A 24,647-nucleotide genomic window follows, 5' to 3' on the forward strand; every position below is an offset into this window, starting at 1 on the left:
GGGGGATTAACCAATGAACAGAAAAAAATGGCTGGGTTCGCTCGTATTTGCGCTGCTGCTGGCGTTTTCCGTCGCCGGCGCGGCCAGCGCCCATGTGACTGTTTTCCCACAAGAAACGACGCAGGGAACTTATGAGAAGTTTACGGTGCGCGTGCCAAGCGAAAAAGAGTCGCCAACCGTCAAAGTGGAAGTGAAATTCGCGACCGACGATGTAGCCGTATCGCGCTTCGAGCCGAAGCCGGGCTGGAAATACGACATCGTCAAGTCGGGCGATAAAATAACCGGCGTCGTCTGGACGGCTACCGGCGACGGGCTGCTGGCGACGGAGTTTGGCGAATTTAACATGCAGGGCAAAGTGGCGGACACGGCGAAAGACATAGCATGGAAGGCGTATCAAACCTATAAGGACGGTACGGTAGTGGAATGGACGGGAGCGTCCGATTCGAAAACGCCGGCTTCCGTCACCAAGGTGAAGGCGAAGCCGACCGGCGGCGCAACCGACAGCCACGGCAACGCGGTAGCGGGCGGCGGCGATGCGGGAGAATCGTCGACAAGCGATTTGCCGCTCTACCTGTCGATCGCAGCGCTGGTGCTCGGCGCAGCCGCGTTGCTTGCAGCGCTGACGCGCAAGGCGAAATAACTGCATCCGGAAAACCGAAAAACCCGCCCTGCGGAGCGCACAGTCGCTCGTCGCCGGACGGTTTTTTCGGTTTGACGCCAGGCGAACGGCAGCGGAGCGGCAGAGAAGTACGGGAAGCGAAGGCTACGTCGGCTGCACCGGCAGCGTCACGGTAAATTTGGCGCCTTCGCCCGGCTTGCTGACGACCGCAACCGTTCCGTGGTGCATGTCGACGATTTTTTTGACGATCGACAAGCCGAGGCCGCTGCCGCCGTTCGCCCGGTTGCGCGACTTGTCCGCCTTGAAGAAGCGGTCGAACACGAACGGCGCGTCCTCCTCGCCGATGCCCGGCCCGTTGTCGGACACCGAAACGATCGCCCGGTCGCCGACCTGCCGCAGCGTAAGCCCGATGACGCCGCCTTCCGGCGTAAATTTGATGCTGTTGCCGAGCAGGTTGATCCATACCTGGCTCATGCTGTCTTCGTCGAGGACGACGGCGACTTCGTCGAGGGAAACGTCCATGTCGATGTTTTTGCCGACCCATTGCGGCTCGCAGGCGAGCACCAGGGTGCGCAGCTGCTTGTCGAGCCGGTACCGCTTCGGTTCGAACGGGTGATGGCTCGATTCGAGCGATGTAAGCTTCAGCAGGTTGTCGCTCAGCTTGGATAGCCGTTTGCTTTCCGTTTCGATGATGCCGAGAATTTGCAGCCGCTCCTCTCGGCTGATGTCGTCGTTCTGCAGCGCGCGCGAAAACCCGCTGATCGACGTCAGCGGCGACTGGATTTCATGCGAAACGTTGGAGATGAACTCCTGGCGCATTTTTTCCATTTCGTTCAGCTCGCCGGCCATGTGATTCAAGCTTTGCGCCAGCTCGCCGAACGGTCCGTGCTTCATCGGGCTTGCGTCCAGATTGATGTTGAAATCGCCTTTGGCGATGCGCCTTGTCGCTTCGATCATCAGATGGAAGCCGTCGCGCCGCGCCTTATTGCTGAGCGATCCGATCAGCGCCATCGTGCCGAACAGGAACAGGAACCCGATGTTGAGCGCGGCCAGCTGGCGGGCATAACCGGAGAAGACGGACGGAATTTCCGTGCGAATGAACAGCGCGGCCGGGCGGCCCTCCACCTCGATAAGCTGGCCGGTCGTTGCTTGTCCGTCGCGGAACGGGTTCCAACGCGAATGCGATTGGTACGTTTCGCCGCGCAGCACGCTGTCGGCAGCAGCCGGCGACAGATCGCCCGCCAGCGCTGCCGCTTCCGCCGATGCGGAAGGGCGGACCGCGGCGGAGGCGTCGATCAGCGCCACGTCGGCAACAAGCAGCTGCCCCAGCTGCCGCAGCAAGTCGTCGGCCGCGGCCGGATCGTTGCGAATGGCGGCTGCCGCCTGGGTGCCGCTTGCCAGATTGTGCTCCCAGACGGCTTGTTTGTCGTGGCTGCCGCTGATCCAGGACATCAGCGTAAAGCCGATGCTCCAGAAGAACGAAATCGAGACGAACACCAGCGCAATCCGCCACAAAAACTGCAGCGGCTTCATCCCTGCACCTCCAGCCGGTAGCCGAGCCCGCGGATCGTGCTGATGCGGAACCCGCAGACGGCTTCCTCGAACCGCTCGCGCAGCCGGTTGATATGCACGTCGACGGTGCGCTCGTTGCCTTCGTAATCGTAGCCCCAGATTTGTTCGATTAGCTGCTCGCGGGAAAATGTTTTGCCCGGATAGCTGGCCAGCTTGAACAGCAGCTCGAATTCCTTCAGCGGCAGCGTCTGGCTGATGCCGTCGACGTACGTTTCGAACGTCTTCTGGTTCAGCTGCAGTTTGCCGGCCTGGACGGTTTGCGATGCGGCGATGCGGTAGCGCTTCAGCAGCGCCTTCACGCGCGCGATCAGCTCGGGCGGATCGAACGGTTTGACGAGATAGTCGTCCGCGCCGAGATCGAAGCCTTTCACCTTCTGCTCGGTTTCCCCTTTGGCCGTCAGCATGAGCAGGGGGAGCTCGTAATGCTCGCGCAGCTCGCGGCACAGCTGCCAGCCGTCCATGCGCGGCATCATCACGTCGAGCACCACCATGTCGACGCTTACCGTCTCCAGCAGCTCGAGCGCTTCCACGCCGTCCTCGGCTTCCAGCGCCTCCAGGCCTTCCCCGGTCAGCAGCAGGCGGACCAGCTGGCGAATATGCGGATCGTCGTCGACTACAAGCACTTTGGTCATCGGATTTCGCTCCTTTCGTAAAGCGAAGATGGGGGATCGGTCTGCTTCATCTTGCTCCTATTATAGCAGGAGCGGCCCGTCAACGCCCCGCGCCGGCCGGGAGCGGCTGTTCGTCGCTCATGCGCAACTGGTGCGCCGCGAACTCGCGATACATCGCATGCGTGCGGAAAAGCTCCTCGTGCGTGCCGATGCCGGTCACGGCGCCGCGCTCGATGAAAACGATGCGGCTGGCGTCGACGACGGTCGACAGCCGGTGGGCGATAACCAGCGTCGTGCGCCCGGCCATCAGGTTGCGCAGCGCCTGCTGCACGACAAGCTCCGACTTGCTGTCGAGGCTCGACGTCGCTTCGTCCATCATCAGAATATCGGGATCGCGCAGCAAGGCGCGGGCAATGGCGATGCGCTGCCGCTGGCCGCCCGACAGCTTGACGCCGCGTTCGCCGACTTCGGTGTCGTAGCCTTGCGGCAATTCGTCGATGAAAACGTCGGCGTAAGCCATCGCGGCGGCGCTCTTCAGCTCGTCATCGCTGACGTCTCGCTCCATGCCATAAACGATGTTGTCGCGCACGGTGCCGGCGATCAGCGGGCTTTCCTGCGACACGTAGCCGATCCGGCGGCGCCAGGAGCCGAGCGCGTAGCTTTCGATCGGCTCGTCGCCGAGCCGGATCCCGCCCCCCGTCGGCGAGTAGAACCGTTCCAGCAGCGAAAACAACGTCGTTTTGCCGCCGCCGCTCGGTCCGACGATCGCCGTCGTGCGGCCGGGTTCGATCGTGAAGCTGATGTCGCGCAGTACGTCGACGGCGGGTTCGCCATTCTTTTCGCCGCCGCCTCCGGCTTCATCCACGCTTTCGCGCGGATAGGCGAAGGTGACGCGGTCGAGCACAATCGGACCGGTTGCGGCGGACAGCGGTTTGCCGGCCGCAAACGTTTCTTCGTCCGCTTCCAGCAGCGAAACGATTCGTTCCGTTGCCCCAAGCGTCCGTTGCAGCTGCGTAAAGAAGTTGGCGATTTGCGTCGTCGGCATCACAACTTGAATCAAGTATAAAATAAACGCCACCAGTTCCCCGGCCGTAAAGGCGCCCGACGAAACGAGCAGCCCGCCATACCCGATGACAAGCACGAGCAGCGCCATCATGACGAACGTGCCGAGCGGCGCGACGAGCGCCTGAATTTTGCCTTCCTGCAGCCCGAAGCGCAGCATGCCGGCGATGCCGCGGTGCCCGTTGTCGTATTCGCGCGCTTCCGCGCCCGACAGTTTGACCAGACGCACTTCCGACAGCACCTGGGTGAGCGTCGCCGTAAATTTGGCCGTCTCCTCCTGCATGCCATAGGCGTTGCGCCGCAGCAGACGACCGACCGGCAGCATGCATAGCGTAGCCAGCGGGATGGCGACCAGCACGGCGAGCGTCATTTGCCAATTGAGCGTCAGCAGCAGGGCGAGGGAGCCGATCACGTTGATGATGCCGGTAATGAAACCGGACAACTGATCGGTGATCAACCCTTTGACAACCGCCGTGTCGCTGGTGACGCGGCTGACCGTTTCACCGGTCGAGTGCCGATCGTAATATGGGACGGGCAGCTTCAGCAGCTTCCGCCACAGCCGGTCGCGCAAGCTCGCCACCATGCCTTGTCCGATGCGGCTCAGCATGTAGCTGGCGCCGAAGCGCGTCACCGCCTGGCCGACGAACACCGCGGCGAGCACAACGATTTGCGTGGCGCTGATCGACGCCAGCGTGAAGCCGTCAATCAGGTGCTTCGTAAACAGCGGAATGGCGAGCCCGACAAGCGTTGTGGCGATGCTGAGCGCCAGCGCGGCGGATAGCGCCGGGTAAGACGGCTTCGTTTCGCGGATCAGCCGGAAAAATCGGCGCCAATCGCCCGAACGGCGATTCGGCCGGTTGGTTTGCAGCTGCCGTTCCTGCGGAAAACGCTCGTTTCGATTCATGCGATGACCCCTTCCTTTTGCTTGTGCGGATGCTTCTATCTTACGACACGTTTATAAATGCAATGTAAACGGATCGGGCTATCGGCCGGCGGCAGAGAATTGGGCGAAACGATCAAAAAATGATTGAAAAAATCATAATGCTATCATATACTCTCAGTAACTGCTGGCGCGCAAGCGGGGTGCCAGACGGAAAGCGGGGAGACGGATGGGAACCGTGCATCACATCGGGATCGATATCGGCGGGACGAATATCGTCTGCGGGCTTGTTAGCGAAGAAGGAACCCTGATTCATAAAATCAAATGGCCGACCGAAGCGGCGCAAGGCGGCAGCCATGTGTTCGACCGGATTGCGGCGATGATCGACAAGCTGCTGACGGAGGCGAACGTTTCGCGGCAGTCGGTGCAAGCGGTAGGCATCGGCACGCCGGGACTTGTCGATCCGGAGCGCGGCGTGACCGAGTTCGCCGGCAATTTGCGTTGGACGAACGTGCCGGTGGCGGATGAAGTGGCTAGAAGAAGCGGCTTCCCGGTGTTTATCGACAACGACGTGCGCATGTACGTATACGGGGAAGCGATGCGCGGCGCGGCCCGTGGGTTTCGCCACGTGCTTGGCGTCACGCTGGGCACCGGATTGGCCGCGGCGATCGTGAACGACGGCAGCCTGTATTACGGCGGCGGCAACCTTGCCGGCGAGCTGGGCCATATCAAGCTGGAAGGCATTCCGTACGAATGCGGCTGCGGCGGGTTCGGGTGCCTGGAGACGATGGTTTCCGGCAGCGGCATCGCCCGGCAGGCGAAAGCGAAGCTGCTGGCCGGGGAACCGTCCTTGCTGCGCGACTGGTTTCCGGACGCGTCGTACGACCATTTGACGGCCGCCGACGTATCCCGCGCTTACGACGCCGGCGATCCGGCTGCCATCGCAGTGATGCAAACGACCGGCAGGCTGCTCGGACAAGCTTTGTCGTATGCCGTTACGATTCTCAGTCCCGACGTCGTTGTCATCGGCGGCGGCGGCGCCAACGCGGGCGAACGCATCATGGCTCCCATGCGGGAAGAACTGAAACGGCTCGTTTTTGTGAAATATTGGGAACGTCTGGTTATCACCGCCGCGGAGCATAACGATGACGCCGGCATTTTCGGCAGCGCCTGGAATGCCAGACAACGCCTGTTGCGGAAGGAAGGAAACTAACGAAATGATTACAACGTTTACGCTAAACGCCGCCATCGACAAAACGTATTATGTGCCCGGCGTCCCGGCTTTTGGCCCGGGCAACGTCGTGCGGGCGAGCCGCATGTTCGCGCAACCCGGCGGCAAAGGCGTCAATGTCGCCCGCGTCGTTCACCAGCTTGGGCTGCCGGTGCGCGCCTCGGGAATCGTCGGCGGCAGCAACGGCGCTTATATCGAGCGGTCGCTTTCCGCGATTGGCATCGGGCACGATTTTGTCGCGGTGGAAGGCGAATCGCGGCTGTGCCTGAACATGATCTCCGATGCGGACGGCAGCTCGCTGGAACTGTTGGAGTCCGGGCCGGTCGTGCCTGCGGAGGCAGTGGAGGCGCTCAAGCGGAAGGTGAGCGAACTCGCTTCCACTTCGCGCATCGTCAGCTTCTCCGGCAGCATCCCGCAAGGCGTGCCGACCGGCATCTACCGCGAGCTGGTGACGCTGGCGAAGGAAGCGGGAGCACGCGTCTTTCTCGATGCGAGCGGGGCGGCGATGCTGGCCGGCATCGAGGCGGCGCCGCACCTGATCAAGCCGAACCAGGACGAAGCGCAGGTGCTGCTCGGCCGCGCCATCGAGAAGGAAGCCGATCTCGCGGAGTGGATCGTCCGCTGCATGGAGCAAGGCATCGCCAGCGTGATCGTGTCGCTAGGCGGCGCAGGTGCGCTGGCCGGCCACGAAGGCGCCTTGTACCGCGTCCGTTCGGCGACGATCGACGTCGTTAACGCGGTAGGCTGCGGCGACGCGTTTGTCGCCGGCATGGCGGTCGCCACGGCGGAGGACAGACCGGCGGACGACGCGCTGCGCTTCGCCGCCGCCGTCGGCACGGCCAATGCGCTGTCGCTCGTCGCCGGCGACGTCAAGCCGGACGATGTCAAACGCCTGTATGCGGAGACGGCAGTTACGAGGATTCATTAGTCGGGCAAACACACAGAATCCCCTCCCGATCGGCTTGAGTGCCGGACGAGAGGCGATTCGTTGTTGCCGAGTGGGGAAGCTGGCACCCCTTAACGGGAAAAGCTTCCGTTATTTTTTCGTTTTATACGGGAAAATGAAAAATAGATGGAAAACCTCCTGCTATTTCAGCGCCAAATGCCGATTTTCGGGTAAATGGCGAAAAATAACGGGAGGTTTTCCTTTTATTTTGGCGTATCGGTGGTTTTGATGCGAAATAACGGGAGGTTTTCCTGTTACTCGCAGATGAGGATAGGTATCGTCAGGCTAATGCGATAGCAGCTTTTCTTATGACGCCGAGCTAGTCCGATTTGTTTTGCCGCTGGCAGGGGCGAGCAAACCTTTGAACGGTTTTTCCGCTTTGCGATACAGCAGCGTGACCCACCAGGAAAGCAGCAGCACGAGAAGCGTGCCGCCTAGCGTATAAAGATGATACAACCCGATGTTGCCGGGCGCCGTTACGTATCGGCGGTACACGCCAAGAATGGCCGGATGGACATAATAAATGCCGTACGAGCAAACGCCGATCGACACGAGCCAGCCCGTCGCGCGAGCCGGCAGCCCCAGCAGCAGCTGGCCGATACGAATGAGCGCGAGCCCGGCCGCCACGCCGTACAGATGAAACGTGATTTCGAACCACGTATGCTCGAACACGAAACGATGCTCGTTGACGAGAAAATACGTCGGGTAAGCGCCGCCGATCAGAAGCGCGGCGAGCAAGGCGACGTAGCCGCGGCGCTGCAGCCAGCCGGCGACGGCGGCATAATGCGCGCCGACCCACGCGCCGGCGGCGAACACGCCGAAGTAGGTCAGGAACAGCTCGGCGCGGTGCGGCACTTCGGCAAACCAATGGCCGTAAATATAAAACGCCGCCTGCAGCAGCCAAGCCGCCGGCACCCAATAGCGCCGAAACCAGGCATACGTTTCCGACAGTTTCATCAGGAGTGGGAATAACGCGTAGAACTGGACAATAATAATGATAAAGTACAAGTGGTAAGAAGCGTTCGAGCTGGGCAGCAGCTTCAAATAGTAGACCGGATCGAATCGCACCGTCGACCAGTCGCGCGGGTGGGCAAGAATTTGCCAGAACAAATAATACAGCAGCGTCCAGATCGCGTAAGGAACCACGACGGAGCGCAGACGTTTGGCGTAAAAGCGAAGCCAGGCGCCCTTTTTCCAATCGCCGGTATACCGGTAGAACAGCACCAGCCCGCTGACGAACAGAAAGACCGGTACGGCAAAGTTGCTCATTTTGTTCAAAATGACGTACAGCGTATACGAAAGCCCGCTGCCTTGCAGCGCGGCGAATACGTCGGACGTACCATGGATGACGAGTACGGCCGCGATGGCGATCGCGCGCACGAAGTCCAATTCCCGCAGCTTCATCGGTTCCCCTTCTTTCCCTTGTGATCATTCCGGTCTACAGGTCAGTTCAAGGATACGATGCCGCGGCGATGCCGTCAAGGCACGATATCGGGCCACCGCCCGTTGCAGCCCGCCGGCACCAAGTTGCGCTTTCTATTTGGAACGAAACTATTTACAATAGAAGAGGTTGTTCGAAATACGGTAGCATCGGACCAAGACCGTGGACCCAGGCACTCATCGAAGATTGAAGGGAAGACATCACCCACGTGAAACAACTCGCTTTACTATCGGTCGGTGTCGTGCTGCTGCTGGCTGCAACGATCGGCGGCTATTATTGGCACCGGTACGATAACGGACCTTCTCCCGCGCCACTGGACGGGAAGGCGGACGTCGTAGTGGTCGGAACGGAATTGGAAGGTCTTTATTTGGCAAAACGCGCCCACGAAAGCGGCCTCGACGTGCGCATTCTCGAGCCGGACAACGACATCGGCGGCCAACTGCTGCGCGGCGAAATGCTTTATTTGGACGAAGCGTTCGACGACAAAGGGGATTCGCTGCTGCAAGGCGATGTCAAAGCGTTGTTCGAGCGTTATTATAAAGGGGACATACGCAAAAAAGCGGATTTTCGCCGCTACGTAAATGAATTGATCGACGATATTCCGCTTGAAACGAACGCCGTCGTCACGGGCGTCGAGCGCAGCGGCGACACGGTTACGGCGTTGCGGTACAAAGACAAAAACGACCGCGAGCAATCGATCGCGGCCAATTATTTCGTCGACAACACCGATAATGCGCCGCTTGTCAACGCCATCGGGTCGAAGCCGCTGCCGGGCCTCGAATCGCTGTACCAGTCGCCCGGCCCCGAATACATGAGCGCAACGTATATGATGAAGTTCAAAAATGTGGACTGGGAACGGTTTTCCAGCCACTTCTGGCAGCTTGCCAAGACGGAGCGCACTTCGCTGTACGGACCGGAAACGTACGTGGACGGCAACATCGCCTACGGATTCCCGCCGATCGTTGCCCGTTACGAGCTGCTGCATCCGGAGAAAACGAACCTGCGCGGGCTTAACATTTTGAATCAGAAGAACGGGGACGTCATCATCAATGCGCTGCAAGTGTACGATGTCGATCCGAGCCGGCCGGAAACGGTAAAAGAGGCCATGGCGATCGCCAGGCAGGAAGTGCCGCGCATCCGCGATTTGCTGCGGCAGCACATCGTCGGCTTCGAGCGGGCGGAGCTGAACGGCGATCCGGATTATTTGTACGTGCGCGAATACAATCATTACCCGGCCGAATACGTGCTTCAAGCATCGGATTTGCTGAGCGGCACGATGTTTGCGGACAATGTGAGCGTCGGCGGCTATTTCATCGACATTCAAGGCTCGCGCTCGAACCGCGAAGGCTTTGCGATCGGCCGCCCCGACAAGTACGGCATCCCGCTGCGCAGCTACTTGCTGAAAGACGCGGGCAACGTCATCATGACCGGCAAGCTGGTCGGCGCTTCCTATGTTGCCTTTGGCAGCGCCCGAATCCAGGCGAACGGCTCGCTCGCGGCGGAAAGCATCGGCGTGCTGCTCGGTTTGTACCCGGGCGCCAACTTGAAGCAGCTGACCGACGACCAGCTGGCGCAGTTTCACCGCGTCATGCTGGAGCAATACGGCGTGCAGCTGATGCCGCCTGCCGGCACGAACAAAATTGCCGGTATGTCCGATGCCGACATCGCCGATTTGAACGAAGGGCATATTACGCTGCTGGCGAACGAGCAGGCCCGCACGCTGCCTTTTATCCGCGTGTTCGTGGACAACAAGGAAGTCAAGTTTACGGCGCATCGGCCGGTAATCGTCGACGGTCAGACGTGGTCGCCGGCGGAAGAGCTGCTGAAGGCGTTCGGTGCCGAATCGGTGCGCATCGACCTCGACCGCAAGGAAATTCGCTATAAGATGGCAGGAGAGTCCAGGACGATGGCGACGCATCTGTATATCCTCAATAATCGCGTGCTGATCAATTTGCGCGAAATGAGCGATCTGTTCGGCTACAATGCTTCCTGGGACAATCAGAACCGGATGATCAACATTTACAGCAGCTTGCCTTGATTGCAATGGCACGAACAAATCCCCGGAAGCGATTCCGGGGATTCGTTGCAATTCCCGCTTGTCCGCCTCCCGCCGGAAGAGGTAAGATAGAAACACTTGCACCGACACTTACCTATTACGGGGGAACGAACCGGATGAAAGCTGTGGCATCGCTGTCCTACCGTCAGAAATTGATGGCGTTTTCGCTCGTGCTCGGCATCGTCCCGGTGCTGGTTCTCGGCCTTATTTCCTCCTATTTGTTCGCCAGCTCGCTGCAGCAGGAAGTCGATTCCCGCCAATACAGCGATTTGAAGCATATGCAGACCCAGTTCGACACCTACGTTGCCCGCATGGACCAAACGTCGCTGGCGCTGGCGTCGAATGCGCTCGTGCAGCGTGCGGTGGAAAGCGGCATTTCGATGAATACGCTCGACATTTCGCTGCCGTTCCTGGACGAAATGAAAAATACGGTCAACAGCACCGATCTGCCGATCGACGTCACCGTCATCCTGAACAAGTTCGATTCCGTGTATTCTCAGCAAACCGGCATCATGCGCCAGATCGATTACCCGTTCACCGAAATCGCCAAACTCGTCTGGTCCGGCGTCAATACGTCGTACAAAATTCCGCCCGGCACATACATGAAACAAGCCGATCTGCTGATCGTCCGCCCGGTGCCGCTTAACGCAACAACGCCGCAAGGGCTGCTCGTCGTGTCGCTGAAGACGAACCGGTTCGTCGAGCTGATGGAGCAGTCCGGCTCGCAGCTGTCGCAGAGCCTGCTCGTCTTCGACGATACGGGCCGGCTCGTCGTCAGCGCCAATACGGGCGACGAAACGCCGGACACGACGGCAGCCATCCAGGGCGAGCTGGGCAAAAGCGGTCCGTTGCCGGCCGAACTGGCGGTCGGCGGCAAGAAATACCTGATCACGTCGGTGCGTTCGACGGCGAACGGCTGGCAGTACGTGGCGGCTACTTCCGCCAGCGACATCGCCGCGGAAGCGAACCGGATCCGCTACATTTCCTGGATGATTGCCGGTGCGATTGCACTGATCTGGGGAGCGGCTGCCATCGTCGGCTCGAACCGGCTGTTCGTGCCGCTGCAGCGGCTGGTCGCCGGCATCGCCGGCCGCGAGCCGGGAGGCGGCCAGCCGAGCGGCGACGTCATTCATACGCTCGATCATGCGATGCGCGAGCTGAAACAGACGAACGAGCATCTGATGCTGCGCTTGAACGAGCAGATGCCGATCGTGAAGGAGCATGCGCTGCTGAACTTGCTGCGCGGCGAGCTGCTGGCAAGCGAAGCGGTGATGCTCGAGCAGGAGACGCGTCTTGGACCGCTTGGCGCCAAATGGTTTTATGTCGGTGTGGCCGAAATCGATCAATGGCTCGATTTGCGCACCTCCTATAACGAATCGGATCGTTCGCTCATCATGTACGCGCTGCGCAAAATGATCGAAGAGATCGGCGAAGCCGACTTCCCGGTGTTGGGCGTATCGCCGAAGCAAGGGCAAATCGTGTTTCTCGTCGCCGCAGGCGAACGCAGCAAGAAAGTCGACGATCAAGTCAGCCAGTTCGCGCGCCAGATCGGCGCGCAGATCAGCCGCTACTTCCCGTTTACCGTCTCCGTGGCGATTGCGGAGGCGCGGGAAGGCTTCGAGCGCGTCCATCTTTCCTTCGAAGAGGCGCAGTCGCGGCTCATGCTGCGGCTGGCGCTCGGCCCGAACACGCTGATCGAGCCGGGCGTCGCCGCGGCGGCATCGACGGCGTCGTTCAAGCGGCTTATCCAGCTGGAGCGGACGATCGTCGCCGCGATTGCTCAAGGCCGCTTCGGGGATGCGGCCGACCACCTGCACCAGCTGACGCGCGAAGCTTCCGCGTCGATGCACAGCTTCGAGGCGATTATCGGCCTTTTCGCCTATTTGATCGGCGACATTGACGCATCGCTGCAGGAAATCGGCGTCGACCTCGGCGACATGCTCGGCACCGAAGTGCTGAAGCCGCTGTACGGCGTTCGTAATACGTCGCAGCTGCTGGCGTGGATCGACGACACGGTGATCGGCTCGCTGCAGAAGCGGCTGGAGCTGGCGCAAACGTCGAAGAAGAAGGCGAGCGTGCAGGCGGCCGTCGCCGCCGTACAGGACGAATTGGAAACCGATCTGTCGCTGCAGCTGATCGCCGAACGGCTGCAAATTCCGCGTCCGACGCTAAGCAAATGGTTCAAGGAAGAAACCGGCGACAATTTCGGCGACTATTTGATTCGGTTGCGTATGGACAAGGCGAAGGAATGGCTGCGCTATACCGAGATGCCGATCAAAACGATTGCCGAACGGCTGCGATATACGTCGGTGACGAACTTCACCCGCATCTTCAAGCAATCGACCGGCGACACCCCGGGCGCGTATCGCGCCATGGACGGCGTCGAGCCGGAGCAAGAAGATAACCGCTCCGCCGCGAGCACCCGCAAAACCGAGCCTTGACGCGGTTTTGCGGGTGTTATCTTTATGTGGCGAGACTTATCTTTACGTTCCGGGCGTGCGATCAAGTGACAATTGAACGGTAACGACGGCCGTGCCATGATGAGGCTGCCGATAAACAAGCGCGGCACAGTGACGAAACGAAAGGGGTCCACAATGATGGCGCAACATTGGAAGAAAGGCGTTGTCCTGACGGTAGCCGCATCCATGATGCTTTCCGCTTGCGGCAACGGCGGCAAAAAAGAACCTTCGGCGAGCAGCTCGCCGTCGGCAGGATCGGGCAGCCCGGCAGCATCGGCACCGGCGTCCGCAACGCCGAAGGCCAAAGAAAAGATTACACTCAATTGGTTCGTCCCGGCTTCGGCGAACACGTCGCTGCCGGATGCGAGCAAAGATTTTGTCCTGCAGGCGATTCAGCAGAAGTTCAACGTCGACCTGAAGCTGACCTACATGGCGACAGGCACCGACTACATCACGAAAATCAACGCTCTGCTCGCATCGACGCCGCCCGACATGTGGGTCGACCAGAACGGCGACGGCGGCAACAAGTACGCGCTCGACGGGCTGCTCGCCGATTTGACCAACTTCGTCAGCCCGGCGACGATGCCGAACTATTTCAAGAACTGGACGACTGATGACGAAGTGAAGCGGTATCAGATCCAGAACGGGTTCTTCCGCGCGCCGATTCCTTATATGAAGCGCACATACCGCATCTATTACATCCGCAAAGACTGGCTCGACACGCTGGGCATGAAAATTCCGACCACTTACGACGAATATTACAACGTACTCAAAGCGTTTACGGAAAAAGATCCGGACGGCAACGGCAAAGCTGACACCTACGGGTTTTCCACAGCGGGCGCCGGCGCCAACCTGGGGTACGAGTGGCCGGAATGGGCCAACCAGAAGCTGCTGTTCCCTACGTTCATCGAAAACAATTCGATCGTCGACGGCACGATGTCGCCGAAGATGGAGACGGTGCTCGACCAGGTGGCCAAACTGACCGCCGACAAGCTTGTCGATCCCGACTGGTACCTGAACAAGTCGCCGCAGCATATCGAGAAGGCGATTCAAGGCAAAGTGGGCGTCGTGATGGGCACGACCAAAGATTTTGCGCTCGACAGCAATGCCCAAGGGCTGCAATTCCGCACCAAACAAATCAATCCGAAAGCCGAGTGGCAGCCGTTTACGATGGTTGGCGACACGCCGCTCAGCAACAAGCTGGGACCGAGCTATCCGTTCCTGATCGCCAAGTCCGTGGCCGAGAAGGATCCGGAGAAGGTGCGCCGCACCGTCGAAATTTTGGACTGGCTGGCCGGCGAAGAAGGCTATATGCTGACGCACTTCGGCCAGGAAGGCAAGGATTATACCCGCGACGGCAAAACGATCACAATTAATGCGGACAATTTCAACAACGATGTCGTCAAACAAGGCAATTTTCTCAAAATCTGGTCGTTCTTCACGCAGGAAACGGTGCAGCCGCAAGTGTTCGGCCTGTCCGTCATCGATCCGAAGGAAACCGACCGCGACCGTACGATCATCAAGTTTCTGGACGAGCAGCCGGCGAACAACTACATCGGCACATCGCTTACGCCGCCGCAAGGGTTCGATCTTGCCGGCTTCCGCAAGCGCCAGAACGAGCTGTTCTCGAAAGCGATCTTCGAGGACAAGTCGGGCAAAAACTGGCCGGCTTACCGCGAGGAACTGCTGACGAAGTACAAGGCGTCCGATTTGTTCGCGAAATACAACGAGGATTTGAAAAAGGCCGGCATCATCAAGTAAACGAGCGATGAACGGAAGTGGGGAGCGCCTGCCGGCCCGGCGGCGCTCCTCCGTTTCCCGCTGCTGCCAAGGAGGCGACGAGCTGTGACGAGTACGACGATGGACCGGGCCGCCGGCAGCAAATCGGCAACTTCCGACGCCAGGCGGCGGATCAAGTCGATCCTGCGCAAGCGCTGGCTCTATGTGATGATGCTGCCGGGTCTGGTGTATTACGCGATTTTCCATTATGTGCCGATGGGCGGCATCCTGATCGCATTCAAGGACTATAACCTGAACAAGGGCATTTGGGGCAGCCCGTGGATCGGCTTCGACAATTTTAACGTGCTGTTTCATTCGCCTGACTTTACGATCATTCTGAAAAATACGATTGTCATCAGCCTGTACCGCCTGCTGTTCAACATGCTGCCGGACGTGGCGCTGGCGCTTGTGCTGAACGAAATCAAAGTCGCCTGGTTCAAAAAAACGATCCAGACGATCACCTACGGCCCGCACTTTTTATCGTGGATCATCGTTTATGGCCTTGTCTTTTCGTTTCTGGCGCCCGGTTCGGGTTTGATCACCAACTTTTTCCGCGACATGGGCTGGGGCACGCCCGATTTCCTGACGAATGCGCATTTGTTTCGGCCGCTGCTGATCGTCAGCGATTTGTGGAAAAACACCGGCTTCGGCGCGATTATTTATTTGGCGGCGCTGGCCGGCATCAACCAGGAGCTTTACGAAGCCGCGGCGATCGACGGCGCCGGCCGATGGCGCAAACTGTGGCACGTCACGCTGCCGGGCATCCGCGAAGTGTTCGTGCTGCTGCTCATCTTGCGGCTCGGCAGTATTCTCGACGCGGGTTTCGATCAAGTATACATTTTCCTCAACGCACGGGTGTACGGAGTGGGCGACATTATCGATACCTGGGTGTTCCGGCGCGGGCTTGAGAACCTCGATTTCAGCATCGCCGCCGCCACCGGCTTCTTCAAGTCGGTAATCGGGCTCGTGCTCGTCGTGTCGGCGAACAAGCTGGCCAAAAAAGTCGGCGGATCGGGCATCTGGTAACAACCGGCTGCCCGATGCCGGACGGAAAGGAAGTGACACAAGCATGACAGGAGGTCTTCATAAATCGGCGGCGGATCGGGCGGTAGACGCCATACTGTATACGCTGCTGACGTTGTTCGCGTTATCGACGTTGTTTCCGCTTTATTACGTGTTCGTCGTGTCGATTACGCCCTATTCGGAAGTGCTGAAGAACGGCGGCTTCGTCATTTGGCCGAGCAGGCTGACGTTCGATGCGTACCGGGAAATTTTCGGCAGCCCGCGCATTCCGGACGCGATCAAAATTACGACGATCATCGCCGTAGGCGGCACCTTGCTTAACTTGATCGTTACGATGCTGCTTGCCTACCCGCTGTCCAAAAAAACGCTGGAAGGCCGAAGCTTCTTCCTGATGGCGGTCGTGTTTACGATGCTGTTCAGCGGCGGCATCATTCCGACGTATCTTGTCGTGCGCGGCCTCGGGCTGTACAACTCGATCTGGGCGATGATGATTCCCGGACTCGTGTCGACGTTCAATTTGCTGATTATGAAGACGTATTTCGAGCAACTGCCGGAGGAAGTGGAGGAAGCGGCCAAGGTGGACGGCTGCGGCGACGTGCGCACGCTGCTGACGATCGTGCTGCCGCTGTCGATGCCGATCGTCGCCACGCTGGGCCTGTTCTACGGCGTTGGGCACTGGAACGAATATTTCAAAGGCATCATGTATTTGACGGACAAACATCTGGAGCCGCTGCAGGTGGTGCTGCGCAATATGATCCAGACGCCGAACGTCAGCCAGGAGCTGATGGTCAACACGAGCGATTTGCCGCCGCTGCCTCCGGAAACGATCAAGATGGCGACAGTGACGGTGGCGATTATGCCGATCGTAATCGTGTATCCGTTCCTGCAAAAATATTTCATCAAAGGCATGCTGATCGGCGCGGTCAAAGGGTAAGGCGCGATCGGCGGCAAAAAAAGGAACGCCGGCATCTTGCCGGCGTTTTTTCGGCGACAGGCGAGGAGGGCGGCATATGGAAAAGAAGAAAAGCCGGGCAAGCGTGGAGCTGTTCGGCGATTGCTGGAGCGTACTGCCGAAATGGCCGCACGCGCCCGTTCTGGACGGAACGATGGGCGATCCGCTTTGGGAGGACGCTGCACGTTTGGGCGGGCTGCGATATGTGTACACGCTGGAGGCGGCGAGTGGAGCTGATTTTCGCGCGGCTTACGACGCGGAGCATGTGTATGTCGGCATGGCGCTGGAGCGGGAAGAGGCGGAAGCGACGGCGTTCGTCGACATCGTCGTCAGTCCGCAGGCGGCAGGCGAGCGGCACGGCGTGGTGACGATTCCGCTTGCGGAAACGGGCCGGTCGATGACGGCGGATTGGAATGTTGGCCGCGAAGTGGCGAAAGCGAACCCGCAGCGGGAAACGTTACCGGCAACGGTTCGGCTCAAGCGTACGCCCGGGGCGGGGACAACGTTCGAAGCGGCGATTCCGCTGAACGCGTTCGGACGGGAGCCGCGGGAAGGAGACGAATGGCGGGTCAACGCGATGCTGGTGCGCCGGCTGCATACGAAGCCGATGGCGTCATGGGTGCCGATTCGTACGACCAGCTTCTGGGATGCAGGCGGCACGATTGCGGTCAAAGCGAACGCGGTTGACGAAGGCAGGCTTGGCAGTGTGTACTTCGGGCGCCTGCCGTGCGGAAGGCGCTGGCAGCCGGAGGCGGAGATGACGTATCTCGGTTTTACGGAAAAGGCGGTGGAAATTGACGGTGTTTGGCCGGATGCCGCGCGGCTGGAGTTGATCTGGAAAGACCCGGCGGGGCGCACAACGAGTCTCGAGCCCGTGTCGCTTGCGGCGGAAGGCGCGCGAACGATCGTCTTCCGCCACCCGGAGCCGCTGCTTGAAGGCCTGTATGAGCTGCAGCTTGTTCGGAGCGGGCGGGAGACGTTTGTCGCAAAATGGACGTTCGACCGAATGGGGCTGATTCGCGCCGGGGAAGCGGCGTTTGCGGCACTAAGTGGCGGCGTGTTGCAGCCGGCGATGGGAGCGGCAGTGGCAGAAGAGGAATTGTTCGAGCACGATCGGGAACAGCCTGCCGTCTCGGAAGAAGTGCGCGAGCTGTTGGCTCTCCTGCCGGACCGGGCCGGATTTCTGTTCCTCGGATCGCCGGAGCACCCCGATTTGCATCCGGATCGGCTGTACCGGCTGTCGGACGACCGGCGCCGCATCGTGTCGCTGAAAACCGGCGCTTCGTTTCCGAACGATCAGTTCCCGGAAACGAAGTCGGTCGTCGTGGCCGGGCGGGGCGGCGAGCCTGTCGTTTATCCGTATTATGAAGACGAACGGGGGAGACGGTATTTTTTTTCGGCCCACCTGTGGTATTGGCAAAAAGAGTACGTCTTGCGCCGAACCGAGCTGCTTGCGGCGCACGATCCGTACGGCGCGGCCGTGCTGCTGCGCCGGTTCGCGGAGGTGTACGAGCGGTACGTCCCGAGCACCGACTATGTCTGGCACCAAAGCCCGCACAGCCCGGCAAGCGGTCCGCCGTTCAACTACTGGGGCGGCGTTTGGTACCGCTGGTCGTGCGCCGAGCTGTTCGGCATGCTGCCGCTGCTGCGCGCCTTCGCCGCGGTCCGCGGCACCGAAGCATTGCGGCGGTTGAGCCGGGAGAGCGGGGAAGACGTCGAGTCGAGGTTCCGCGAGTCGGTCGTCGTGCCATCGGTCCGGTATGCGCTGTCGTTCCCTCTGCTGCTCGGCAACATGAACTATACGCAATGGCTCGGATTGGCCGCTGCGGGGCGGGCGCTGCAGGAGCCGGACTTGATCCATTTGACGGTGGAATGGATCCGCAAGTACTTGGCCGGCCAGTTTCTTTCCGACGGGTACTGGAACGAAGTCGCGCCCTCGTACCATGTGCAATCGACGGAGGGGCTGCTGGAGGCAATGGAGGCACTGCGGGGCTGGAGCGATCCGCCCGGTTACATGTCGCCGCGAACGGGGGAACGGTTCGACGGGCTCGACTTGTTGGCCGAATCGCAGGTTGCGGGCAAGGCGGCGGCGAACCGTGCCGCACTGGCGTACCCGGACGGGCGCATGCTGCCGGTGCAGGATACGTGGGCGTCGGATCGCACGGATGATGCGCCATGTTCCGCCGCCGGAACGCTGCTGCTGCCGGCGGCTCGTATCGCCCGGCTGGCGGTTGGCGAAGGCGAGCGGATGTTTCAGCTTTATCTTGGCTTCGAGCCGAAGTATGGCCATCACAACCATTTCGACCCGCTGCATCTCGCCTTGTTCGCCGATGGCCGGGAACTGCTGCCCGATCTTGGCTACACGTATACGAAGGCGCGTTACTACACGCTGTCCACGTTCGGTCACAATACGGTCGTGGTGGACGGGGCGGACATGACGATCGATGCCGCTTCCGTCCACGGCGGGCGAATTCGCGGCATCGCCGAAGCGGGGCCGGTTCGGTTGCAGTGCGCGGAGCAGCGGGAAGCTTATCCGCAGACGAGCGAATACGGCCGCGAGCTGTGGCAGATCGCGTTTGACGACGCGCGTGGCGGCGGCTATGCGCTGGACTTGTTCCGCATATGCGGCGGATTCCGCCATGAGTATACGCTGCAAGGGGACGCCAACCATAACGGGTATTGGACAGCGGAAGGCGTATCGCTTGCGCCGTATGGCGACTATTTGCTGCCGCCCGGCGTTGCGGTTCACGAAGCCGCCGACTTTCGCGATCCCGGCGAAGCCGAGGGGTTTTATCCGGCGTATGCGTTTATGCGCCATGTACGGCGTGCCGATCTGCACGGCAACAAGCTGGAAATGATGCTTATGGCGGCGGAGGAGGGAGGCGGTGACAGCGATGGTGAAGCCTGCGGCAAAGGAGAAGGCGAAGGAAACGGCCATGCGGGGAGGCTGCGGATGACCGCGCTTCTGGAGCAGGGGGAAAGCGAGCTGTTCGTCGGTTTCGCGCCGTCGCTTCGTTCCACGCGCCTGTATGGCAAATCGCGCGATACGAACGACGAAGCGGTGCGTTACGAGATGCCGAAGCTTGTGCTGCGGCGCGAGCGTTCGGAGGGTGGGCTGCGCAGCGCGTTCGTATCGCTGCTTGAACCGCTGGCGGACCGGAATGCCGGCTCGCGCATCGAACGCGTGGAACGGGTGCGGCCGGAGTCGGCGCCGGATGGCGCGATTGTCGTTCGTGTCGTTAGCGGCGACACGGACGATTTGCTGGTGAGCGTGCCGAGCGGCTGCGAGCAGGCGGCAATCGTCGCCGGCGGCGTGACGATGCGGGGGCGGTGGGGATTTGTCCGCCGGGTGGCGGGAGAAGTGCGGTACATGGGGCTGGTCGGCGGCACTATGCTGCGTTGCGGCGCGAGCGAGCTTGCCGGGCACGGTTTCGTGAGCGGGACCGTTGCGGCGGTCAAACGCCGCTGCAACGGCGACCGGTTCGACGGTATCGTCGCTCGCGAGCCGATCGCGCCGCTTCTCGCCGAGCGAATCGCTGGCCGCTATGCGGTGCTGACTCATCCCGACGGAACGACTAGCGGCTATCGCGTCGGATCGGTCGCTATCGCCGCCGGGCAAACTTGCCTGGCGTTCGCCGAACACGATCCGGGTTTTGAATTGGGCGATGACGAGGCATCCGAGCTGAAATTCCATCCCGGCACTCGCTGGACCGGCGACCATACGTTCGACATCGCGCTCGTCGACGAGTGGCGCAGCGAAGCGGGATTTGCCGGCCGCTGAACCTCCGTGTTACGATGAAGTCGAGCCGATTGGGATCATCAATATCGACATGACAACCCGCGAACCCGCGGACCCGAGAACAAATGAACCCGTCTACTCGTAAACCCCACGGACCCTGCGGACCCGAGAGTACATGAACCCGTTTACTCGTGAACCCTCGGGCCTTGCGGACCCGAGAACACACTAGCTCGTCAACAGCGAATACACGGACCCTGCGGACTCGAGAACAAATGAACCCGTCTACTCGTGAACCCACGGGCCTTGCGGACCCGAGAACACACTGGCTCGTCAACAGCGGATCCACGGACCGCGAATCCGAGAATTCGCGAACCCGCGAGTCCACTATCCCGCGAATCCATGGCTCGATCGAGGCCAAGGTTCAAAATAAGCCATTTTTTATTGGTTATTTGCGCAAATTTGGCGGGCAACAACAAAATAGCCAATGAAATCGCTGGCTATTTCTTCGAAAACCGCCATTTGGGGGCTGCTTGGACGAAATAGCCAGTCTTTTCACTGACTATTCTCGGCGAGGCGAGCGAAATGGGGCGAATAAGCCATTTTTTATGGGCTATTTTCGATGACGAGGTGCGATTTGTCGGCCCAAGATGACGAAGCCTGTTACTGGCGGAGCAAGTGTGGGCTCAGAGCAATCGAAACGGGCATTTGCCCTCGTTTAGCGCTACCGTCCGTATGAACACGGAGACGGAAACGGATACGGATACAAGGAAAGGGAAGAAAACAATGACATCCTTGCCGATCGATACCGCGCTGCCCGAGCTGCGCGTTGCGCTGTCCGCCGGCCCGAACGCCGTGCTGGTCGCGCCGCCCGGCGCGGGCAAAACGACGCGCGTACCGCCGGCGCTGCTGGACGAGCCGTGGCTCGCCGGGCGGCGCATCGTCATGCTGGAGCCGCGGCGCGTGGCCGCGCGGTCGGCGGCGCGGTTCATGGCGGAAGCGCGCGGCGAAGCCGTAGGCGGCACGATCGGCTACCGCGTACGCGGCGACACGAAGGTCGGGCCGCACACGCGGATCGAAGTCGTGACCGAAGGCGTACTGACGCGCATGCTGCAGTCGGACCAGGCGCTCGAAGGCGTCGGCGTCGTGCTGTTCGACGAATTTCACGAGCGCAGCCTGCACGCCGACCTCGGGCTGGCGCTTTGCCTGCAGGCGCAAGCGCTGCTGCGCGACGACCTGCGCCTCGTCGTCATGTCGGCGACGCTCGACGCCGAACCCGTTGCGGCGCTGCTTGGCGGCGCGCCGATCGTCAGAAGCGAAGGCCGCGCCTACCCGGTGGAGACGAGGCACCTGCCGCGGCCGCGTGCCGCCGGCCGCATCGAACCCGCCGTCGCGGCGGCAATCGCTTCCGCGCTGGCCGAGGAGGAAGGCGACGTGCTCGCCTTCCTCCCGGGCGCGGGTGAAATTCGCCGCGTGCAAACGCAGCTGGCGGCGATGGCGCTGCCGCCGCACGTGTCGGTGCTGCCGTTCTACGGCGACTTGCCGCAGGAAGCGCAGGAACGGGCGCTTGCCAAGGCGCCGACCGGTCAGCGCAAAGTAGTGCTGGCGACGTCGATCGCCGAAACGAGCCTGACTGTCGAAGGCGTGCGCGTCGTCGTCGACAGCGGGCTGATGCGCATCCCGCGCTTCTCGCCGCGCACCGGCATGTCTCGGCTCGAAACGGTGCCGGTGTCGCTTGCGTCGGCCGACCAACGCCGCGGCCGCGCCGGCCGGCTCGGCCCGGGCGTCTGCTACCGGCTGTGGACGGCGCAGGAAGAGCGCGCCCTCGCGCCGCGCGGCACGCCGGAAATCGCCGAAGCCGATCTGGCGCCGCTGGCGCTGGAGCTGGCGGCCTGGGGCGCCGGCGACCCCGCCGAGCTTGCCTGGCTCGACGCGCCGCCCGCCGCCGCTTACGCGCAGGCGCGCGGGCTGCTGCGCCAGCTCGGCGCGCTCGACGAAGCCGGCGCGCTGACGCCGCACGGCCGGCGCATGGCGCAGCTCGGCGCGCATCCCCGGCTCGCGCACATGCTGCTGCGCGCCGCCGAGCTCGGCCGCGGCGCGCTTGCCTGCGAGCTCGCGGCGCTGCTCGGCGAGCGCGATCCGCTGCGCGGCGAAACGCGCGAAGCCGACGTGCGGCTGCGCGTGGAAGCGCTGCGCGGGCGCGCCTCCGGCGATGCGGCAGCGCTGCGGCGCATCCAGGGCGAAGCGGCGCAGCTGCGCCGGGCGCTCGGGCTGCCGGCGACGGGTGCCGCGAGTGCCGCTGATGGTTGCGGCAGCTTGCTTGCCTTCGCGTTTCCGGACCGCATCGCGCAGCGCCGCGACGACGGCCGCTTCCTGCTGAGCGGCGGCCGCGGCGCCGTTTTTGCCGAGCTGCAACAGCTGCTGGCCGCGGCGCCGTATCTGGTTGCGGCCGAACTGGAGGACAGCGGCGCGGAAAGCCGCATCTACCTGGCCGCGCCGCTGGAGCAAGACGAACTGGAGCGCGAGCATGGCGAGCGGATCGCCGCGGAGGAGCTAGTCGCCTGGGACCGCTCCGCCCAGGCGGTGCGAGCGCGCAAGCGGCTGCGGCTGGACGCGCTCGTGCTCAAGGAAACGCCGCTGGCGCAGCCGGATCCGCAGCGGGTGCTGGACGCGCTGCTCGCCGGCATCGCGGCGGAAGGGCTGGACATGCTGCCGTGGACGAAGCCGGCGCGCCAGCTGCAGCAGCGGCTGCAGCTGATGCATGCCGCCGATCCGTCCTGGCCGGCAGCGGATGACGCCGCGCTGACGGCCGCGCTGACGGACTGGCTCGCGCCGCATGTTGCCGGCATGCGCAGCCGCGACGACTTGAAGCGGCTGGCGCTGGTCGACGCGCTCGGCGCGATGCTGACGTGGGCGCAGCGCCGCGAGCTGGACGCCGAAGCGCCGACGCACGTGACGGTGCCGAGCGGTTCGCGCATCGCCGTCGACTACGGCGATCCGGCGGCGCCGAAGCTTGCCGTGCGGCTGCAGGAGCTGTTCGGGCTCGCGGATACGCCGCGCATCGGCCGCGGACGGGTGCCGCTGACGCTGCAGCTGCTGTCGCCGGCGCAGCGGCCGGTGCAGGTGACGCGCGATTTGGCCAGCTTTTGGCGGGAGGCGTACTTCGAGGTGCGTAAAGATTTGAAAGGGCGGTATCCGAAGCATTACTGGCCGGATGACCCGCTGCAGGCGGAGCCGACGAGCCGCTCGCGTCCGCGGCCGAGCTCCTGACGCCGTTATACAACCAGTGAAGCGCAGTATTCGGACAGGCTGAGGCCTGTCTTTTTTTTGAACGTTTTGCCGAACGTATGGACGTCCGAATAGCCGACGGCAAGCGCGATTTCGGTGACGCTCATGCTGCTCTGGATCGCCAGTTCCTTCGCGCGGTCCATGCGGACGCGAATTTGGTACTGCATCGGCGTTACGCCGTAAGCCGCCTTGAACCGGCTGGTGATATGGTTTTTGCTCCAGCCGGAGACGCGCTCCAGCTCTTTGAACGTGATCGTTTCGGCATAATGGTCGCGGATGTAATTTTTGACCAGCACGATATTTGCCCGCATGCGGCTAGCTTGCGATTCTTCGCCGTTATCGGGCGAATACAGCTTGCTGTGCCGCCGCAGCACCTCGTACAGGATGGCCATCAGCAGCTGCTGGCAGCGAAACCGGTGCAGCGGCCCGGGCTGGTGAAACTCGGCGGCGACTTCGGTAAGCATCGACTCGGTAGGTTCGCCCTCGTAGTTGCCCATGTAATTGGCGCCTGCCAGCCATTCCTGCAGCGGAAACGCGCTTGCGCCGAAATGAAACACGATCGAAACGCACACATAGGGCATGTCCGGCAGCATAACGACGTCGTGAAGCTCGTTCGGGGAATGCAAAATCAGGTCGCCCTTGCGCGTCAAATACTCCGTGCCTTCAATCGTATAATAAGCGGCGCCGTTCAAGACGTATTGCAGCTGGTATTGGCGAAATTTGCGCATGCCGAGGTGCCAGCCTTGCGGCGCGTTGAACAAGTGGGCCAGCGTAATGTACGGCGGGTGAAAAAATCCGTCGGCGCGAAGCGCCGCCTCCTGCGGCGACAGGAGCATCAAATCGTTCGGCGTATGCGGCTGCAAGTTCATCGCGATTTCCTTTCCGATTCATCCGGTTTCTTGCTAAGCCCAGTTTATTCGTTGTTGCATGCTTTTGGCAACCGATTCATTCGTTTCGGCTAAATACAAGCGCCGGCGGCATCGCTTACAATG

At 61.5% G+C, this 24,647-nt stretch carries 15 protein-coding genes; 10 read left to right on the forward strand and 5 right to left on the reverse strand.

Annotated elements, in window-relative coordinates; all coding sequences use genetic code 11:
• Positions 1–13: 13 nt before the first annotated feature.
• Positions 14–640 (forward strand): YcnI family copper-binding membrane protein, encoded by a 627-nt coding sequence (locus tag EXY20_RS02825; protein ID WP_135547368.1) that lies wholly within the window; start codon positions 14–16, stop codon positions 638–640.
• A gap of 123 nt (positions 641–763) precedes the next feature.
• Here the strand turns inward: EXY20_RS02825 and EXY20_RS39670 are convergent, their stop codons facing one another.
• From EXY20_RS39670 to EXY20_RS02840, 3 genes are all read right to left on the reverse strand, one after another.
• On the reverse strand, positions 764–2,152 hold the full coding sequence (locus tag EXY20_RS39670; protein WP_235885314.1) for a HAMP domain-containing sensor histidine kinase: 1,389 nt from the start codon (positions 2,150–2,152) through the stop codon (positions 764–766).
• Positions 2,149–2,823, reverse strand: a complete 675-nt coding sequence (locus tag EXY20_RS02835; RefSeq protein ID WP_135547371.1) for a response regulator transcription factor — start codon at positions 2,821–2,823, stop codon at positions 2,149–2,151. The genes EXY20_RS39670 and EXY20_RS02835 overlap by 4 nt, the downstream gene beginning before the upstream one ends.
• 79 nt (positions 2,824–2,902) lie before the next feature.
• Entirely contained in the window at positions 2,903–4,768 is a 1,866-nt protein-coding gene (locus EXY20_RS02840) for an ABC transporter ATP-binding protein (RefSeq protein WP_135547373.1), read from the reverse strand.
• 205 nt (positions 4,769–4,973) lie between these two features.
• Between EXY20_RS02840 and EXY20_RS02845 the strand changes: the two genes are divergently transcribed.
• Together EXY20_RS02845 and EXY20_RS02850 are read left to right on the forward strand one after the other, a co-directional pair.
• Positions 4,974–5,957 (forward strand): ROK family protein, encoded by a 984-nt coding sequence (locus EXY20_RS02845; RefSeq protein WP_135547375.1) that lies wholly within the window; start codon positions 4,974–4,976, stop codon positions 5,955–5,957.
• 4 nt (positions 5,958–5,961) lie between these two features.
• Positions 5,962–6,903, forward strand: coding sequence for a 1-phosphofructokinase family hexose kinase (locus tag EXY20_RS02850; protein ID WP_135547377.1), 942 nt, complete (start codon positions 5,962–5,964; stop codon positions 6,901–6,903).
• A 324-nt stretch (positions 6,904–7,227) separates the two neighbouring features.
• On the opposite strand, the gene EXY20_RS02855 is transcribed toward EXY20_RS02850, so the two are convergent.
• Positions 7,228–8,325 (reverse strand): acyltransferase, encoded by a 1,098-nt coding sequence (locus tag EXY20_RS02855; protein WP_135547379.1) that lies wholly within the window; start codon positions 8,323–8,325, stop codon positions 7,228–7,230.
• A gap of 245 nt (positions 8,326–8,570) precedes the next feature.
• Between EXY20_RS02855 and EXY20_RS02860 the strand changes: the two genes are divergently transcribed.
• The 7 genes from EXY20_RS02860 (at position 8,571) to hrpB (ending at position 23,637) form a co-directional block, all read left to right on the forward strand.
• The gene (locus EXY20_RS02860) at positions 8,571–10,400 is read left to right on the forward strand and encodes an FAD-dependent oxidoreductase (RefSeq protein ID WP_135547381.1); all 1,830 of its coding nucleotides are present in this window, start codon (positions 8,571–8,573) and stop codon (positions 10,398–10,400) included.
• A gap of 134 nt (positions 10,401–10,534) precedes the next feature.
• Positions 10,535–12,859: a helix-turn-helix domain-containing protein gene (locus EXY20_RS02865; RefSeq protein ID WP_167858947.1), complete on the forward strand. Its 2,325-nt coding sequence runs from the start codon at positions 10,535–10,537 to the stop codon at positions 12,857–12,859.
• A gap of 156 nt (positions 12,860–13,015) precedes the next feature.
• Complete coding sequence (locus tag EXY20_RS02870) at positions 13,016–14,638, forward strand: type 2 periplasmic-binding domain-containing protein (RefSeq protein WP_167858948.1); 1,623 nt, start codon at positions 13,016–13,018, stop codon at positions 14,636–14,638.
• An 84-nt stretch (positions 14,639–14,722) separates the two neighbouring features.
• Positions 14,723–15,682, forward strand: coding sequence for an ABC transporter permease (locus tag EXY20_RS02875; protein WP_235885315.1), 960 nt, complete (start codon positions 14,723–14,725; stop codon positions 15,680–15,682).
• A 43-nt stretch (positions 15,683–15,725) separates the two neighbouring features.
• On the forward strand, positions 15,726–16,613 hold the full coding sequence (locus tag EXY20_RS02880) for a carbohydrate ABC transporter permease (protein ID WP_135547388.1): 888 nt from the start codon (positions 15,726–15,728) through the stop codon (positions 16,611–16,613).
• A gap of 76 nt (positions 16,614–16,689) precedes the next feature.
• Positions 16,690–20,412 (forward strand): heparinase II/III domain-containing protein, encoded by a 3,723-nt coding sequence (locus tag EXY20_RS02885; protein ID WP_135547390.1) that lies wholly within the window; start codon positions 16,690–16,692, stop codon positions 20,410–20,412.
• A gap of 741 nt (positions 20,413–21,153) precedes the next feature.
• On the forward strand, positions 21,154–23,637 hold the full coding sequence (hrpB, locus tag EXY20_RS02890; RefSeq protein WP_135547392.1) for an ATP-dependent helicase HrpB: 2,484 nt from the start codon (positions 21,154–21,156) through the stop codon (positions 23,635–23,637).
• A 5-nt stretch (positions 23,638–23,642) separates the two neighbouring features.
• Here hrpB and EXY20_RS02895 read toward each other — a convergent pair whose 3' ends face one another.
• The gene (locus tag EXY20_RS02895) at positions 23,643–24,524 is read right to left on the reverse strand and encodes a helix-turn-helix transcriptional regulator (protein WP_235885316.1); all 882 of its coding nucleotides are present in this window, start codon (positions 24,522–24,524) and stop codon (positions 23,643–23,645) included.
• Between the last annotated feature and the right edge of the window lie 123 nt (positions 24,525–24,647).

It is taken from the genome of Paenibacillus cymbidii (assembly GCF_004764705.1).
Classification (GTDB): domain Bacteria; phylum Bacillota; class Bacilli; order Paenibacillales; family NBRC-103111; genus Paenibacillus_AN; species Paenibacillus_AN cymbidii.